This is a genomic window from Pseudomonas sp. Ma2-10 (genome assembly GCF_054330215.1).
In genome coordinates this window covers 294-16339 of sequence record NZ_JBTEYL010000043.1, presented here as the reverse complement: position 1 = coordinate 16339, position 16046 = coordinate 294, and the positions used below count along the sequence as shown (strand labels likewise).

Annotated in this window: 12 protein-coding genes and 3 pseudogenes; 12 read left to right on the top strand and 3 right to left on the bottom strand. The window is 59.2% G+C overall.

Annotated elements, in window-relative coordinates; genetic code table 11:
- Positions 1 to 257 (top strand): annotated as a pseudogene (locus ACXPVS_RS26905) (IS5/IS1182 family transposase); the annotation flags it as partial.
- Positions 238 to 396: pseudogene (locus tag ACXPVS_RS26900) on the top strand (IS5/IS1182 family transposase); the annotation flags it as partial. The pseudogenes ACXPVS_RS26905 and ACXPVS_RS26900, both read left to right, overlap by 20 nt.
- A 411-nt stretch (positions 397 to 807) precedes the next feature.
- Here the strand turns inward: ACXPVS_RS26900 and ACXPVS_RS26895 are convergent.
- Positions 808 to 1509, bottom strand: coding sequence for a GntR family transcriptional regulator (locus ACXPVS_RS26895; protein ID WP_458512598.1), 702 nt, complete (start codon positions 1507 to 1509; stop codon positions 808 to 810).
- 174 nt (positions 1510 to 1683) lie between these two features.
- Here ACXPVS_RS26895 and ACXPVS_RS26890 point away from each other — a divergent pair, with 174 nt between their 5' ends.
- The 7 genes from ACXPVS_RS26890 (at position 1684) to ACXPVS_RS26860 (ending at position 10629) form a co-directional block, all read left to right on the top strand.
- Complete coding sequence (locus ACXPVS_RS26890; RefSeq protein WP_458512597.1) at positions 1684 to 2517, top strand: fumarylacetoacetate hydrolase family protein; 834 nt, start codon at positions 1684 to 1686, stop codon at positions 2515 to 2517.
- 80 nt (positions 2518 to 2597) lie between these two features.
- On the top strand, positions 2598 to 3518 hold the full coding sequence (locus tag ACXPVS_RS26885; RefSeq protein WP_458512596.1) for a VOC family protein: 921 nt from the start codon (positions 2598 to 2600) through the stop codon (positions 3516 to 3518).
- A gap of 104 nt (positions 3519 to 3622) precedes the next feature.
- Positions 3623 to 5242, top strand: coding sequence for a bifunctional 3-(3-hydroxy-phenyl)propionate/3-hydroxycinnamic acid hydroxylase MhpA (mhpA, locus tag ACXPVS_RS26880; RefSeq protein ID WP_458512595.1), 1620 nt, complete (start codon positions 3623 to 3625; stop codon positions 5240 to 5242).
- 69 nt (positions 5243 to 5311) lie between these two features.
- A complete protein-coding gene (locus ACXPVS_RS26875) occupies positions 5312 to 6673 on the top strand; it encodes an outer membrane beta-barrel protein (protein ID WP_458512594.1) in 1362 nt (453 codons plus the stop codon).
- A 36-nt stretch (positions 6674 to 6709) separates the two neighbouring features.
- The gene (locus ACXPVS_RS26870) at positions 6710 to 7990 is read left to right on the top strand and encodes an MFS transporter (protein WP_458512599.1); all 1281 of its coding nucleotides are present in this window, start codon (positions 6710 to 6712) and stop codon (positions 7988 to 7990) included.
- Positions 7991 to 8207: 217 nt separating this feature from the next.
- Positions 8208 to 9818 carry a methyl-accepting chemotaxis protein gene (locus tag ACXPVS_RS26865; RefSeq protein ID WP_458512593.1) on the top strand — a complete coding sequence of 537 codons (1611 nt, stop codon included), beginning with the start codon at positions 8208 to 8210 and terminating at the stop codon, positions 9816 to 9818.
- A gap of 37 nt (positions 9819 to 9855) precedes the next feature.
- Positions 9856 to 10629: an ABC transporter ATP-binding protein gene (locus tag ACXPVS_RS26860; protein ID WP_458512592.1), complete on the top strand. Its 774-nt coding sequence runs from the start codon at positions 9856 to 9858 to the stop codon at positions 10627 to 10629.
- Between the two features lie 4 nt (positions 10630 to 10633).
- On the opposite strand, the gene ACXPVS_RS26855 is transcribed toward ACXPVS_RS26860, so the two are convergent.
- A complete protein-coding gene (locus tag ACXPVS_RS26855) occupies positions 10634 to 11533 on the bottom strand; it encodes a LysR substrate-binding domain-containing protein (protein ID WP_458512591.1) in 900 nt (299 codons plus the stop codon).
- 112 nt (positions 11534 to 11645) lie between these two features.
- Here ACXPVS_RS26855 and ACXPVS_RS26850 point away from each other — a divergent pair, with 112 nt between their 5' ends.
- The 3 genes from ACXPVS_RS26850 to ACXPVS_RS26840 are packed head-to-tail and all read left to right on the top strand — an operon-like array spanning position 11646 to position 15082.
- The gene (locus ACXPVS_RS26850; protein WP_458512590.1) at positions 11646 to 12332 is read left to right on the top strand and encodes a nuclear transport factor 2 family protein; all 687 of its coding nucleotides are present in this window, start codon (positions 11646 to 11648) and stop codon (positions 12330 to 12332) included.
- Positions 12329 to 13663: an MFS transporter gene (locus ACXPVS_RS26845; protein ID WP_458512589.1), complete on the top strand. Its 1335-nt coding sequence runs from the start codon at positions 12329 to 12331 to the stop codon at positions 13661 to 13663. Before ACXPVS_RS26850 ends, ACXPVS_RS26845 begins: the two co-directional genes overlap by 4 nt.
- A gap of 57 nt (positions 13664 to 13720) precedes the next feature.
- The gene (locus ACXPVS_RS26840; RefSeq protein ID WP_458512588.1) at positions 13721 to 15082 is read left to right on the top strand and encodes an outer membrane beta-barrel protein; all 1362 of its coding nucleotides are present in this window, start codon (positions 13721 to 13723) and stop codon (positions 15080 to 15082) included.
- A gap of 349 nt (positions 15083 to 15431) precedes the next feature.
- Here ACXPVS_RS26840 and ACXPVS_RS26835 read toward each other — a convergent pair.
- Positions 15432 to 16046: pseudogene (locus ACXPVS_RS26835) on the bottom strand (transposase); the annotation flags it as partial.

The window sequence follows — 16046 nt, the reverse complement described above, 5'->3', positions numbered from 1 at the left end:
AGGCAGTGAACAACCGTGACCGCAATTTCACCAGCGCCAAACTGAAGCGGCGTATGGAAGAAATCGAGGCGAGCATCAGCCGTTATTTGGCTGCGCTCGGTGCGGCTGATCGACAGATTCCTAGCGCCTCCGCGCCAGATACTGCCAGCCTGGAAGATAAAATCGCCAAGCTCAAAGCGCAGATGAAAGAGCTTCAAGGGATCGAAACTCAGCTCAACGATTCCCCTGATAAACAGGTTCGGGACGCTCAAACAATGGATGGGGGCAACGCACTTCCTGACTCGAAAACTGAACGGGGTGAGCGCAGAAATGAGCTTGAATGTGCTCGCCTATAAATTGAAGCGGGTGATGAAAATCATCGGCACCGAAGGCTTGTTGAAGGCGATGGCGGCGTAAAAGCCCGGCTTTTACTGCCCCAAAGAGGTGCCAAAGCGCTTCATACGCGCTCTGAAGCGTTACCGGCGCTGATCCTGGTAAATAATCGGGAAATCGCCACGCCCAGGAGCAATGGGCTGAAGCACGCACGATAAGAAAGCGTTTTTACACACTCTGGGCCAGAAGCAAACGTTCAAACCAAGACCGTGTTCGGCGAGGGCCTGCCCTGCCAACAACCACGAGGACCACACGGTTGGTATCAGGCCTGCAGCAGTTGGATCCCGACTTCATTGGCCCTCATGCCATCGCAGTCGTGGCACCGACCTCATGCTTTGAGAAGCACCGAAGATTTCCGTCAGGTGCTGGAGGCCCGCCGAACCTCGATTCCCAGGCTAGCGAAAGATTATTGATGCACGCCGAGGGGTCGCAGGCCTAGATCAGCAACGCGTGCTTCAACACCGAGTCGGTCGTAGTTTGATAGTGGCTCGACAGCAGCTCGCACGCCTTGTCGACGTCCTTGGCCAGCGCAGCATCCATCAGCTGTCGGTGTTCGTGGGGAACATCCCGTTGGCTGCTCTCTTTGTAATGCATCGACAGAAAGCGATACCGCGCCGTCTGATCGCGCAGTGCCGTGCACAAACGCAGCAATGTTGGCGAATTGCAGCTTGAAATCAGCGCCTGATGGAACAGTTCATGGGCGTTTTCCCATTCGGGCTTGAGCACGCGCTCGGGGCCTTCGACGATGGTGAGGCGATCAAGACGGTGATGCGCGGCCAGCACGCGACTTTCCCACTCCACGTCCCCTTGGCGAATGGAGTCGGCCAAAGCTTTGCATTCGATGTGTAGCCTGGCGACCGTGATGTCGGCGATTTCCGCTGCGGAAATTCGACCGACACTGAAACCTTTCTGATCTGCCGCCGAAACGAAACCGCTGCTAGCCAGCCGCGACAAGGCTTCACGTAGCGGAATGACGCCTACGTCGTAAGCCTCGGCCAGTTCTTTGAGACGCAGGCGACTGGCCGGGGCCAGATGGCCGTTGATGATGTCCTGGCGAATCCTGGCTTCGAGTTGCGAGGCCATCGTGCGCTTTTCGGCAGGCTCCGCGGGTTGCCAGTTGATCAGAGGGGAATTCACGCTCGACTCCTTTTTACGCTGTCTGCACGAATCATACACAGACTTCAAAATTTCTCATATTCGATAAAATATATATTTTTATATTGACGATATATTTTTTTAGCCCTAGCTTTACGGCAACACGGTCGGCGGCCCATCACACCGGCCCTTTCCACTCCAACAAGAGAAACCGTCATGCGCTACGTTCGCTTCCTCAATCAAGATCAACCTGTCCTGGGTGTCGTTACTGGCGAAGGTGTACGCGTTCTAGGTGCCGAGTCGCTTGAGTCCCTGCTGGCTCGCGGTGTGGACCTGACCACCCACGGCGCCGAAGCCAGCGGTGCACTGGTCGAGATTGCCGAAGACGCCTACCTGCCCCTGATGGCGCGTCCGACCAAGATCGTTTGCGTGGGTCTTAACTATGCCGACCACACCAAAGAATCGCCGTACGCCCAACCTGATTACCCGACGCTATTCCCGCGCTGGAACTCCAGCCTGACCGCCCACAACAAACCGCTGATTCGTCCACGGGCATCCGACAGCCTCGACTACGAGGGTGAAATGGCCGTGGTGTTGAAAAGCGGCGGCCGTCACATCAGCAAGGAAGATGCGCTGAGCCATGTTGCCGGCTACGCGTTGTTCAACGAAGGTTCGGTGCGCGAGTACCAGTTCATTTCGCCGCAGTGGACCGTGGGCAAGAACTTCGATGACACCGGCGCCTTCGGTCCGGTACTGGTCACCGCTGATGAACTGCCGGCCGGTGGTAAAGGCTTGCTGCTGGAAACCCGGGTCAACGGCAAGGTCGTACAATCGGCCAACACCAACGACATGCTGTTCGACGTGGCCACCATCATTTCGACCCTCAGCGAAGCGGTGACCCTGGAAGCCGGCGACGTGATCGTCAGCGGCACCCCGGCAGGCGTCGGCTTCGGCATGAACCCTAAGGTGTACCTGAAGGCCGGTGATGTGGTGGAAGTGTCCATCGAAGGCATCGGCAAGCTGGTCAACCCGGTGGTCGACGAAGCCTGATCGCACTGTTTCAACGCTTGCGCAGGGCTGCCCGACGGCCCTGCGCACAATAACTACAATAATTGAAAATGGAGGCAATCATGAGCGTGTCCCATGGTGTGCATTCAATCGATCACTACGCGCTGAACGTTCCGTCGCTGGACGAAGCCTGCCAGTTCTTTGAAAGCTTCGGCCTCGATGTGGAACGTCAATCGGAGCAGCTCCTGCTGCGGGCCGCCGACGGCCATGTGTGGGCGAAAATCCTGCCCGCCGCCGCCAAATCCATGGCCTACCTGAGCTTCAATTGCTACGAGCAGGATTTCACCGCGCTCCGCCAGCAAATCGAAACAGCGGGTGGCCGCTTTGAAGATCATCCGGGCGCCGGCATCTGGTTCCGCGATCCGGACGGCAACCTGTTGCAGGTCAAGGTCGGCGAAAAAACCATGCCCGACCAGAAGACCGCTCACCTCAGCAACAGCGCACCGCCCAACCACCGTGGCGCAACCACCCGCGATGACCAGCCCCGGATTCGTCCACGTCGTCTGTCCCATGTCCTGTTGTTCACGCCGGACGTCCTCGGCGCCCTGCACTTCTACGAACAGGCGTTGGGCTTGAAGCTTTCCGACAAGTCCCTGGACATCATCGCCTTCAGTCACGCGCCCCACGGCTGCGATCATCACTTGGTGGCTTTCGCCAAGAGCAGCGCCAAAGGCTGGCACCACGCGGCCTGGGAAGTCGACAACATCAATGAAGTCGGCGCCGGCGCGTCACAGATGGCCGCTGCAGGGCACGCGAAAGGCTGGGGCACCGGTCGTCATTGCCTGGGTTCGAACTACTTCCACTACGTGCAGGACCCGTGGGGTTCGTTCTGCGAATACTCGGCTGACATCGACTACATCGATGAAGGGGTCGAATGGCCCGCCGGCGATTTCCCACCGGAAAACTCCCTGTACCTGTGGGGGCCGAACGTACCGGACAACTTCATTTTCAATACTGAAGCGGATACACCGGCACCGGCCTGAACCCACCTCTACCAACCTTACTTCCTGCATCGCGCGATTCCACTGAAACGCGCGACGGGCCCGGCCACGTCCGGAAATCATTGCGCAGTACACGAGGCACAGTCATGAATCAGCACACTACAGTCGATGTCGCCATCGCCGGTTACGGTCCTGTCGGCCAGACCCTGGCCATTCTGTTGGGTCAGATGGGTTATTCGGTCGCCGTATTCGAACGCTGGCCCGCGCTTTATCCACTGCCGCGCGCCGTGTTTTACGATCATGAAATCCGCCGCATTTTCCTTTCCATGGGGCTGGACGAAGAGCTGGCAAAAATCTCCCAGCCGTCGGCACGCTACCAGTGGTTCAACGCCGACTGGAAAGTGTTGGTCGAAATCGACTGGTCGGCCGAATCCATCAGCGACGGGCCGTTCGGCTACCTGTTCAACCAGCCATCGCTGGAAGCCGCACTGGACCGCAAGGCCAAGAGCATCGGCAAGGTGCAGATTCATCAGGGCTGGGAAGCAACTGCGCTCAAGCAGGACGCAAATGGCTGCGACATGGTGCTCAATCGAGTGATTCGCCAGGACGGCAAGTTTTCCCTTGGCGAAGAACAGCAAAGCGTCCGTGCTCGCTACGTCATCGGTGCCGACGGCGCCAACAGTTTCGTGCGCCAATCGCTGAACATTGAATGGCAGGACCTGGGCTTTCAGGAAGACTGGCTGGTGGTCGACCTGCAGCCAAAACCTGGTGTGCAACTGGACGTGCCGGACATCGGCCAATGGTGTAACCCCGAGCGCCCGACCACCATGGTGCCCGGTGGCCCTGGGTATCGCCGCTGGGAGTTCATGCGCCTGCCTCACGAAACCATCGAAGACCTGCAAGACACCGACAAGGTCTGGTCGCTGCTGTCGCGCTGGGTCACGCCGGACACTGCCGATCTGGTGCGCCACGCGGTCTATCAGTTCCGTTCGCGCATTGCCTCGAACTGGCACAGCGGCCGGGTGCTGCTGGCCGGCGACGCCGCCCACGTGATGCCACCGTTCATGGGCCAAGGCATGTGCTCAGGCATTCGCGATGCGTGGAATCTGTCCTGGCGCCTGGACCTGCTGCTGCGCGGTCTGGCCGACAACACCTTGCTGGACAGCTACACCCTGGAGCGCAAACCGCAGATCCGCGCAGTGATCGAAGCCTCGATGGCCATGGGCAAAGTGGTGTGTGTGTCGGACCCGGTGAAAGCCGCCGAGCGTGATGCGGCGTATTTGAGCGGCAATGTCGCACCACTGCCGCCGTTCCCCGGTTTGACCGATGGGCTTTTACAGGAGGGTGGACAATTGCGCGGCATTCTCGGGGTACACGGCTCGATTGAAATCGGCGGTAAGGTCGGTCGTTACGATGATGTCATCGGCCGCGGTTTCCACTTGCTCGTCAGGGGCGACGAAGACCCTCTGTCGCAGCTCGATGCGCAACTTCTGCAGTTCATCAGCGACTACGAGCTCAAGGTCGTGCGAGTGGCCACTGTTGCCGACAGCGCCAAGGGCATCTACCGCGACGTCTCCGGCAAGTATTTGCAGTTCATGGCTGAGGCCGGCCTCAAAGCCCTGGTTGTGCGCCCGGACTACTACTGCTTTGGCGGCGTGGCCGAGCTGTCGGCACTGCCGAAATTGCTGGGGTCGCTGCGCCAGCAGTTGCAACACAGCACCCGCCACACCGCCGTCGATGACGACGCGAAGGCCTGTCGCGTCTGAACTGATCTACCGGGGGGCACGGATGCCCCTTTCCTCTAAAACTCTGACAATAAAAACAAGAGACAGACTATGCACAACATCAAGGTGAAAACGCTTGGTGCGGTTCTGGCCGCCTTCGCGACGCTCAACGCTCACGCCGCAGAAAATCTTGAAACCGGAGAAGGCACGCTGTTTCGCAGCCTGTTCGGTGACACGCTGGAAAAGGATTACGGGATCACAGTCTCCGGTCTGTTTGACACCGCCTACTCGCGCAACAACCGCTCGACCCACGACGAACGTCAGGATGGTTTGAGCAATCTGCCGCTGGTCGGGTTTTCCGATGAAGGCCTGGAGTGGGGCAGCCTGCACCTGTTCGTCGACAAGGCACTCAAGGGTGACATGATCCCGCGTATCACCCCCCTGCCCGGCCCGGCACCGACCGAGTCGTCCTTCGGTTTCACCTTCGAAATGAACTACGGCCGCAATGCGCAATTCGCCCGCACCTACGGTTGGGACATGCATTGGGACGTCAACTCGCCGGGCGACGACGACCCCGCGAAGGCCCAGCGCGACAAACAAAAATTCCTCGCCATTCCCAATATCGCCGCGACGGCTTACTTGCCTTATGGCCCCGGCATCACCGCGATGGCCGGCGTCTTCGGCCCTGCGCTCGGCTATGAAATTCCGCCAAACATACGCGCCGCGCGCAACGCATTTGCCAGCAAGACCTACGCTTTCGTCAGCGAGCCCGGCACAGTCGGCGGCGTCCAGCTCGGCACCCGCTTGTACAACGGCGAGTCAGGGATTCTCGGTGTGGAACTGGGCGTCGTGCAGGGTTGGGACAACCTGCGCGACAACAACGATACCAAATCGCTGATGGGTGCCGTGCGTTGGCGCACCCCCGATATGCAGACCTGGATCGACTATGAGTTCATCCTCGGCGATGAACAGAACGACAGTTTCAGCGATGTGCAGGCGCCGATATCGCGCCTGGTCTCGCCTGACGGTCAATTCAAACAGCAGCATTCGCTTAATGGCTGGCACCGCTTCGACTCGAACTGGTCGATGGGTGCCGAAGTGGTCTACGGCCATCAGGACGGCGATGGCAAAGCCAGCACCGTCGACATCATCAACGGCCCAGGTTTCGATGGTGCGCATTGGTGGGGCGCCAACGCTGTGCTCACTTACCAACAACGACCTGACCTTTCGTACTCCGTACGCGCCGAGCATTTTGCCGACCCTGACGGTTTCATCCTGCTGCCCGTCTCCACTGCCCGCGGCAACTTCAACGCCGTCACCGCCGGCCTGCGTTACGACCTGAACAAGTACATCTCGCTGCGTCCGGAAGTGCGTTACGACGTGTTCGATGGCAACGCCGACGATCACCCATTTGGCGCCGGGCGTGACCGCACGCAACTGACCGGACTGGTCGAAGCGCTGGTTTATTTCTAAGCCCCAGGCAGTCGGGTTGCTGATGCGACTGCCTTCATTAACTCCATCCGAGTAACAACCATGAACAACAATAAGCATGCGTGGGATGTTCGCTACGAGTTCAAAGCGGTGGCCTTGCTGGCACTGGGTTTCGGCCTGGTGGGCCTGGATCGGTTCATCATCCTGCCGCTGTTCCCGGTGATGATGAAAGACCTCGGCCTGGACTATCAGGACCTCGGTAATGTGACTGCCGTCCTGGGCCTGGCCTGGGGCATTTCTTCGATTTTCATGGGCCGACTGTCCGACCGAATCGGCCGGCGCAAGGTGCTGATCCCTGCGGTGCTGGTGTTTTCGTTGCTTGCGGGGCTTTCCGGTCTGGCCACCGGTATCGGCGGTTTGATGCTGATTCGGGCGATCATGGGCATCTCCGAAGGCGCCTTCACCCCAACGGCGCTGGCGGCCACGGCGGAATCTTCGCACCCGGCCCGACGCGGCATGAACATCGGCATTCAACAGGCGTTCTTCCCGATACTGGGCCTGGGCCTCGCGCCGATTCTGGCCACGCAGTTACTGCTGGTGGTGCCGTCGTGGCGTTGGGTATTCGTGATCGTGTCGCTGCCGGGTTTCCTATTGGCCGTGGCGATGTACCGCTACCTGCGGGAAACCCGCACCGCCACGCCGCAAAAAGCCAAAAGCCGCACCGCCGCTGATCAACCGGGCTGGCTGGATGCCCTGCGCTTTCGCAATGTGTGGCTGAATATCGTCGGCATGTTCTGCATGCTCACCTGCCTGTTCGTCATCAGCGTGATGATGCCCAACTACCTGATGGACTATCTGCACCTGCAAGTGCAGCAGATGGGCTTTGTGATGTCGGCCATCGGCCTCGGTGGTTTTCTCGGGCAGTTGATCATGCCGGCAGTTTCCGATCGCATCGGACGCAAACCGGTGGTGCTCATTTCGTTCGTGGCTACCGGGGTGTTCCTGTGGCTGCTGATGGGCACGGGTGCCGAGCCGGTGAAACTGTTCGCGCTGCTCTTCCTGACGATCTTTTTCAACTTCAGCATGATCTGCATGACCGTCGGGCCGCTCACCAGCGAATCGGTTCCAGCGGCGCTCACGTCCACCGCCACCGGTCTGGTGGTCGGCATCGGCGAGATTTTTGGTGGTGGCGTAGCGCCGGCCATCGCTGGTTATATCGCCCAGCACCATGGCATCGAAAACACCATGTATCTAGCACTCGGCGCTGTGCTGGTCGGGCTGCTGGTTGCCACCTGCCTGCGCGAAACCGCCCCGGCCAGGGTTTCTGCTCCGGCCGCCGAGGGCATCGACAGCGTTTGACTCATTCACTCCTTTCGGGGAGCGACAGGATGTCGGAATGGACGTTTCTGCATGCAGTAAAACGCCCCGTCATGCACAGGGGGTGCATGCCAGTGCCGAGTGCCACGAACACTCGGCACTGAACTCTCCCATAGCGCTTCATTGAAACAACGGCGCCAGCCACAAGCTGGCGCCGAATCGTTCCTTCTTTGAGGAAAATCCGTTGTTTTTCAGAAAAATGAAATTGGCACCTCGCTCGATCTTCGGCTTTGGCCTGTTCGGTGTGGTTGTTCTGTTGCTGGGATTGTTCTCGCTGGCCATGGTCAAGCAGATGAGCGTGCAGGCCGACGCGATCAGAGAGGTCTGGGTGCCTGGGATCATTCGTCTGGCAGCGCTGAACAACGCAGAGGATCGAGCCGGGATCATGACCTTCCGCATGGTCGTCCTGCAGGACCCGGCCGCCATGGCAGCCAACCAGCATTCGCTGATGGAAGTTCTCGACACCGTGCGCCAGCAGCAAGAGGCGTTCACTGCACAACTTCGGCAATCCTCGGAACGGGAGATTTTTCAACGTTATCTGGACGCTTCAACGGCGTTCCGACATGAACAGCTTGAAGTGATCCGCCTGGCAGGCGAAGGCCAGCGCCAGGCAGCCACAGACATTCTCAACGGCCCGATCGACAAGTTCGCCATGGAACTGGGCGCACGCTCCAGTCAATTGCAGGACTTCTATCTGCAGCAATATCAACAGGTGGCCGAGCTTGAACAACAAACCCGCCAGCGCGTGGTGACAGGCGTGGTTGCGGCCATTGCCCTCGCCGCGCTGTTGACAGTGCTGCTGGCGACCTTCTACACCCGAAGCATCAACCAGCCACTGCTCGATGCGCTCAAGGTTGCGCAGAACATCGCACGCGGCGACCTGACATCCGCCATCAACGATACGGGCAAGGACGAACCGGCCTTATTGCTCCAGGCGTTGAAGACCATGCAGGTTCATCTTCACGACACGGTTCTGCGCATCACCGACTCGTCCACCCGGCTGGCGCTGTCTTCACAACAATTTCATGGCGTGATCGCGACAACGACCAGCGTACTTCAGGAGCAGAACAAGGAAATCGAACAGGCCGCCACGGCAGTCAATGAAATGACCGCAGCCGTCGATGAAGTGGCGAGACACGCATCGGCGACGGCCCTTGCTTCACGAACCACCGATGCGGCGGCGCAAACCGGAAAATCACGAGTCATGGAGACCCTCGAGTCGCTCTCGATGTTGACAGAGGGCATCTCGATTACCGCGGATCGTGTCCAGGAGCTTGCAAGCAGTGTGTCCGGGATCAACCGGGCGCTTGAAGTGATACGGTCAATTGCCGAGCAGACCAACCTGTTGGCACTCAACGCCGCCATTGAAGCCGCCCGGGCTGGCGAAGCGGGTCGCGGGTTCGCCGTCGTCGCAGAGGAAGTTCGGGCGCTGGCGTACAGGACGCAGCAATCGACAGAGGAAATCGAGCTCATGGTCAGCTCGGTGCGTAGCGTAGCGACACACGCGCTGGCGTCCATGCAACGGAGTACCGAACGCGTCCACTCGACACTGGGCATTGCCCGGGAAGCGGATTCAGCCTTGCAAGAAGTGACCGTTGCGGTGGAGACGATCAGTCAAATGAACGTGGTCATCGCCAGCGCTTCAGAACAGCAGGCTCTGGCTTCCCGGGAAATAGACCGGAACCTGGTCAATATTCGGGATCTGTCCGTACAAACTTCGGCTAGCGCTGTACAGACTCACTCGACTAGCGAAGAGTTGTCGCTGCTGGCCGCAGGGCTGCGCGGGCACATCGACAGATTCCGCATCTAGCCCGGTTATTTCTGCATTTTTCTGCAAGGTTTTTCAGATGATCGAATTCCATCAAGTCACGGCGTATCAGCAACAGACCCGAGTGCTCGACCAGTTGTCCTTGAAAATCGGACCGCAGGAGCGTGTGTCGATCCTCGGCCCCAATGGCGCGGGTAAAAGCACTCTGCTGAAATTGATAAACCGGGAACTCTACCCGGTTGCCCAGCCAGGAAGCTATCTGAAGCTGTTTGGCAGCGAGACCTTACACCTGTGGCAACTGCGGGACAGGATCGGCTTCGTGTCGCAGGACCTGCAAGAGGATTACACGCCCTACACCAGCGCACTGGACGTTGTGGTTTCCGGTTTTTTCGGCGCCATTGGCCGTCATGAGCACCTGCAACCGACGGAGCTGCAGCTTGAGCAGGCTCGCGCAATGATGAACAGACTGGGGATTTCGCAGGATGAATCCTGCATGTTCCAACGCCTTTCCACCGGCCAGAAAAGACGCCTGTTGCTGGCCCGAGCGCTGGTGCATCATCCCGAGGCGTTGATTTTCGATGAACCGGCCAATGGCCTGGACATGGGGGCGAGCCTGGCCATGCTCACGCTACTGCGCAGTTTTTGCAGTGAGGGCCGGTCGTTGATCATCACCACCCACCACGTTGACGAGATCATTCCGGAAATCGATCGCGTGGTGTTGATCAAGGAGGGGCGGATCATTGCCGACGGTCCAAAATCCGATCTCTTGACCAGCGCACATCTTTCGGACCTCTATCAGACCCCGTTGCACATCAGCGAAAAAAACGGCTGGTATCGCTGCTGGCACGATTGAGGCTTCAGTGCGCCGCAGACGCCACGCCACCTTGATGGGCAACCCTCAGGAACGCCCGCACCGCACCGCCGATTTCCTTGACGCGGCTGATGAGCAGCAAATCGGTATGCGGTTCCACATCGTCGAATGAACGATAGGTCAGGCCCGGAATCGTGACCTGCATCAACGGCGCCGGCACCATCGCGACACCCATACCGGCAGCCACCAACGCCAGCACGCTCAAGGTGCTGGTGGTACGTTGAACCTTAGGCTCGCGTCCCAGCGCCTTTCGCAGCCCGGCCAGCATGTATTCATCGGCGCCGTGGGCGGCGTAAATGATCAACGACTCGGCGCCGAGCATCGGCACGCGCAAGGTTTTATGGCTCGCAAGGGGATGGTCTTCCGGTAAGGCGACGACCAGCGGCCATGTGCCGATTCGCTCAAACAAAAGTTCGCTATCGTGGGCCTGACCGCCATGACTGGGCGCGTAGCCCAGGTCCAACTGGCCGTTTTGAATGGCCTCGACCTGCAACTGCGGCGCCAATTCGCGCAGGATCACTTCAGCATCAGGGTAAGCCGCGCGAAAAGTGCGGACGTCGGCCATCAACCGTCCACTGAATACCGCATTGCCGGCAAAGCCGATACGTACCGTGCCCATCTCGCCACGCAAGGATCGCTGCACCACACGCTGGGCATGCGCGGCCTGATCAAGGGTGCGCTGCGCTTCAGCACGCAACAAAATCCCGGCTTCGGTGAGTTCCACGCGACGACTGGTGCGCAGGAAAAGCGGACCGCCGAGTTCTTCTTCCAGCGCGCGAATCTGCATGCTCAACGCCGACTGGACAATGTGCAAACGCTGGGCAGCTCGACCGAAATGCCCCTCCTCTGCAACCGCGAGGAAGTACCGCAAATGACGAAGATCCATGAACATCCAACCCCATCAGATTTAATGATCAATCGTTCATATCAATCTATTTGAAGTTCTTTGTCCAGCAGCAGATGCTGAGTCCGACAACACACCCCTGCCGAGGACAATCATGCAGAGCTACCTGGAAGACCGACTTCAAATTACCGACCTGATCACGGGCTGGATTCACCGTGATCTGGGCCAGTGGGAGCAACTGGCAAATCTGGCGCACCCGGACGGGATCATCGAAATCACCTGGTTTGAAGGTCTTTTCGCCGAATTCGTCGAAGGCTCCAAGCGCATGGGCAAATCCGATTTACGCACCAAACACCTGATTGGCACCCCCGTGGTCAGTTTCAACGGCAACAAGGCTGTGGTGGAAACCAACGCGGTGATCGTTGCCGATAACGTACGGCTGAACCTGGGTTGCAGCGTGCACAACCGCTTTTATGACTTGGTCGAAAAACGCCAGGGCGTCTGGAAGCTGGTCAAGCGCCAGAGCATCTACGACATGGGCAGCTTCACGTTCCCCCAGGGCCTGGTCGAGATCGATAGTGAAACCGTGGCGCGCTACCCACGGGAATACGCGCCGCTGGCCTACCTGCTCGATAAAAGCGGCTTCCCGCTCGAGCGCGTGTTCGCCACCCGTGGCAGCGAGCTGGAGCAGGCCATGCGCGCCGAGGCCGGCACCTGGCTCGCCGCCGGATCAAGATCCTCCGCCCACCCTCACAACAGAGATCTTCAATACCCGGCCACAGCTTCGATCCTGCATCCAACTCATACCGAAAATAACTACAACAGAGGTATTCGCTCGTGAACAATCAACTCGACATCAGCGTGATTGTCGAAAGGAGTCGCTTGGGCGCCTTTCAGATACTCGTGCTCGTCCAATGCTTCCTGTGCATGGTCGTCGATGGGTTCGACATCCAGGCCATGGCCTACGCCGCACCCAGCCTTATTGCCGATTGGGGCATCGCAAAAGCCAACCTGGGCCCGGTATTCAGCATCAGCATGCTTGGCATGTTGATCGGTTCACTCGCCTTAGGCTCGGTGGCCGACCGCGTCGGTCGTCGGCCGGTGCTGGTGACTGCGTCCCTGGTCATGGCCATCCTGATGTATTTCACCGCTAAGGCCACCACGGTGGACGGCTTGCTGGCGCTGCGCTTTTTCACTGGCATCGCCATGGGTGCCATTGTGCCCAACGTCGCTACATTGGTGACGGAATACGCCCCGCGCCACAACCGCGTGATGCTGTTGACGCTGGTCTCGTCCGGTATGGTCGTCGGCGGGCTGGTCGGCGGCGCCATTGCTGCCGCACTGATTCCGACGTATGGCTGGCAGGCGGTGTTTTACCTGGGCGCTATCGCCCCGTTGTGCCTGGGCCTGCTGATGTTTTTCGCACTCCCCGAATCACTGCAGTGGTGTGTTCTGCGAGGACGCCAACTCGACCGCGTGCGAGCCATACTTGCCCGCATCGAGCCAGGTCTGCAGATCAGCGAGCAGACCGTTCTGGTGATCGGTGAACCACGCAACAAAGGTCTGGCGCTCGCTCACCTGTTTGCCGATGGCAGGTTGTTCGGCACCTTGCTGCTGTGGCTGATCAACTTCATGAACATGCTCTGCGTGTACTTCCTCGCCTCATGGACGCCGGTACTGATGAGTGGTGCGGGCCATTCACCGTCGCAAGCGGTATTGGCCGGCACTTCAATGTGGCTGGGTGGCCTGGCGGGCGGCTGGTTGCTAGGCTGGTTTGTCGACCGGCGCGGCTTCGGCGCCGTGCTGGTGCCCACATTCATAGTCTCGACCGTGGCGATCGTCCTGTTCAGCCACTTCTACACTTCGATCAATCTGGCCTACCTGAGCATTGCCGTCGCCGGTTTCGGCATCCTCGGCGGCCAAGCAGCCCTGAACGCCATGACTGCCACCTTTTACCCGACGGCACTGCGCGCCACCGGCACGGGTTGGACCCTGGGGCTCGGTCGCCTGGGAGGCATCTGCGGCCCTTTCATCGGCGCGCTATTGCTGTCTCTGCAATGGTCGACCAGTGACTTACTGGTGGCTGCCGCAATTCCCGCCAGCATCACCGCCATCGGCATCATCGGCTTCTGGCGCCTGAATCGGACGACGGCTGTGCCGGTCACCCACTAAGCGTTCCGCACCGCGGCCAGCGGATGGTCGCATCCCGATAAAAACAAGAGAAACCCCATGAAGAACATCAACGTCAAATCGTTCGGTGCGGTTCTGTTCGCCCTCGCAACGGGTCATTGCCTGGCCGGCCAACCGACCGATGTCGGCGAAGGCACAGTGTTTCGCAGCATTTTCGGTGACTCGCTGGAGCGTGACTACGGCATCAAGGTGTCCGGTCTGCTGGACGCCGGTTATTCGCACAACAACAATTCGTCCCATGAAGATCGCGAGTCCGGGCAGACCAACACGCCCGTCGCCGGTTTCGGCGATGAAGGCTTCGAGCTCGCTAGCCTTCATCTGTTTGCCGACAAAGCACTGAAGGCCAATTTCATCCCGCGCGTCACACCGTTACCCGGTCCAGCGCCCACTGAAGCATCGTTCGGTTTCACCTTCGAAACCGTCTATGGCCGCAATGCGCAGCAAGCCCGCACTTACGGTTGGGACATGCACTGGGGCATCAACTCGCCAGGCGACGACGATCCGGACAAGGCCCGCCGCGACAAACAGAACTTCCTCGCCGTACCCAACATCGCCGCCACGGCTTACCTGCCGTATGCCGGCGGCTTTACCGCGATTGCCGGCATTTTTGGCCCGGCGCTCGGCTACGAAATCCCCCCCAACGTGCGGGCTGCGCGTAACCCGTTTGCCAGCCGTTCCTATGCCTTCATGACCGAATCCGGCGCAGTCTCCGGCTTCCTGCTAGGCAAACGCCTGGTCAACAACTCCAGCATGTTGCTCGGTGCGGAATTGGGCGTGGTCCAGGGTCAAGGCAACCTGCGCGACAACAACGACAGCAAGGCGCTACTTGGTGCACTGCGCTGGCGCACGCCCGACATGAACACCTGGATCGACTATGAGTTTCTCGTCGGCGATTCACAAAACGACAGTCGCAACGATATTCAAACACCCCGCGGCCGGCTGATCTCCCCTGACGGCCAGTTCAAGCAGCAACACTCGCTCAATGGCTGGCATCGGTTCGATGAAAAGTGGTCAATGGGCGGGGAAATGGTCTACGGCCGTCAAGCGGGCGACGGCAAAGCCTCGACCGTCGACATTGTCACCGGTCCCGGTTTTGATGGGGCGCACTGGTGGGGCGCCAACGTGGTGTTGACCTACCAGCAACGCAAGGACTTGTCGTTTTCCGTACGGGCTGAGCATTTCAACGACCCGGACGGCTACGTTCTCTTCCCCTCATCCATCGCTCGCGGTGCCTTCAATGCTCTAACAACGGGGCTGCGCTACGACTTCAACAAGTACCTGTCACTGCGCCCGGAACTGCGCTACGACTGGTTCAATGGCCGCGACGGCGCGCGTCCTTTCGGCCAAGGCGATGCACGGAGCCAACTGACCGGGACTGTGGAGGCGTTGGTGTATTTCTGAGCTTGCCATCACAGCGCGCTGAGCAGCTTGCCAGCAGAAAGCCTAATCGACGTCGACGGTGGATTCACCGTCGACCGCAAGCGGGATGTCTGCTGGCTTCGTCGCATTTGGCTGGAGCAATGGGATCTTCAACCTCAATCGCTCGTTCAACGTGACCCGGTCCGTATCTCGTGAAGGGTAGCAATTGGCCGAGAGTGTGTAAAAACGCCGAACTGGGTTTTCTCTGTCGACGCTAAGAGGCCCGGCTCACGTTTCACTCACTGATCATGGCCATGACGTTTCCTGGAACAGTTAAAACGGCTCAACAGCCTCTTAAAGTCCTTTGGATGGGGTAAAAAAAGACCGGTTTTTACGCCGTTAACGCGTTCATCAAGCCAGTGGCGCCGATGATTATCATGACCCTTTTCAGGTTGTAGGCGAGCACATTCAGGCTCATCTCTGCACTCACCCCGTTAAGTTTTCGGGTCAGGAAGTGTGTCGCGCCCATCCATTGCTTGAGCGTCCCGAAGGGGTGCTCAACAGTCCGTTTTCGGATCCGCATCATGTCCGGCGCGTTGCTCAGCCTATCCTGCATTTCCTCCAGTACGGCTTCATGCTCCCAGCGTCGAACTCGCCGTTCCGTGCTCGGTGTGCACTGCGGTTTCATTGCGCAGCCCCGGCATTTCGAACGCCAGTAACGGTGTAACTTCAGGCCTTTTTCAACATAGGAATAGCGCCAAATCAGCGCCTCGCCAGCCGGGCAAATGTATTCGTTTTTTTGCCGCGTCATAGATGAAGACATGGTTATTGAAACGCCCGTCCGCTTTGGCTCCGGATGTCATTGGCTTCGGCGCGTAGGCGGTGATACCTGCATCGTGATAGGCCAGGATTTCTTCGCTTTTAAAGTACCCTCGGTCAGCCACTACCGACAGCGTTTCCAAGCCCATGGCCTCGCGGGCCTGCTTGGCCATCGAGCTGAGTTGAT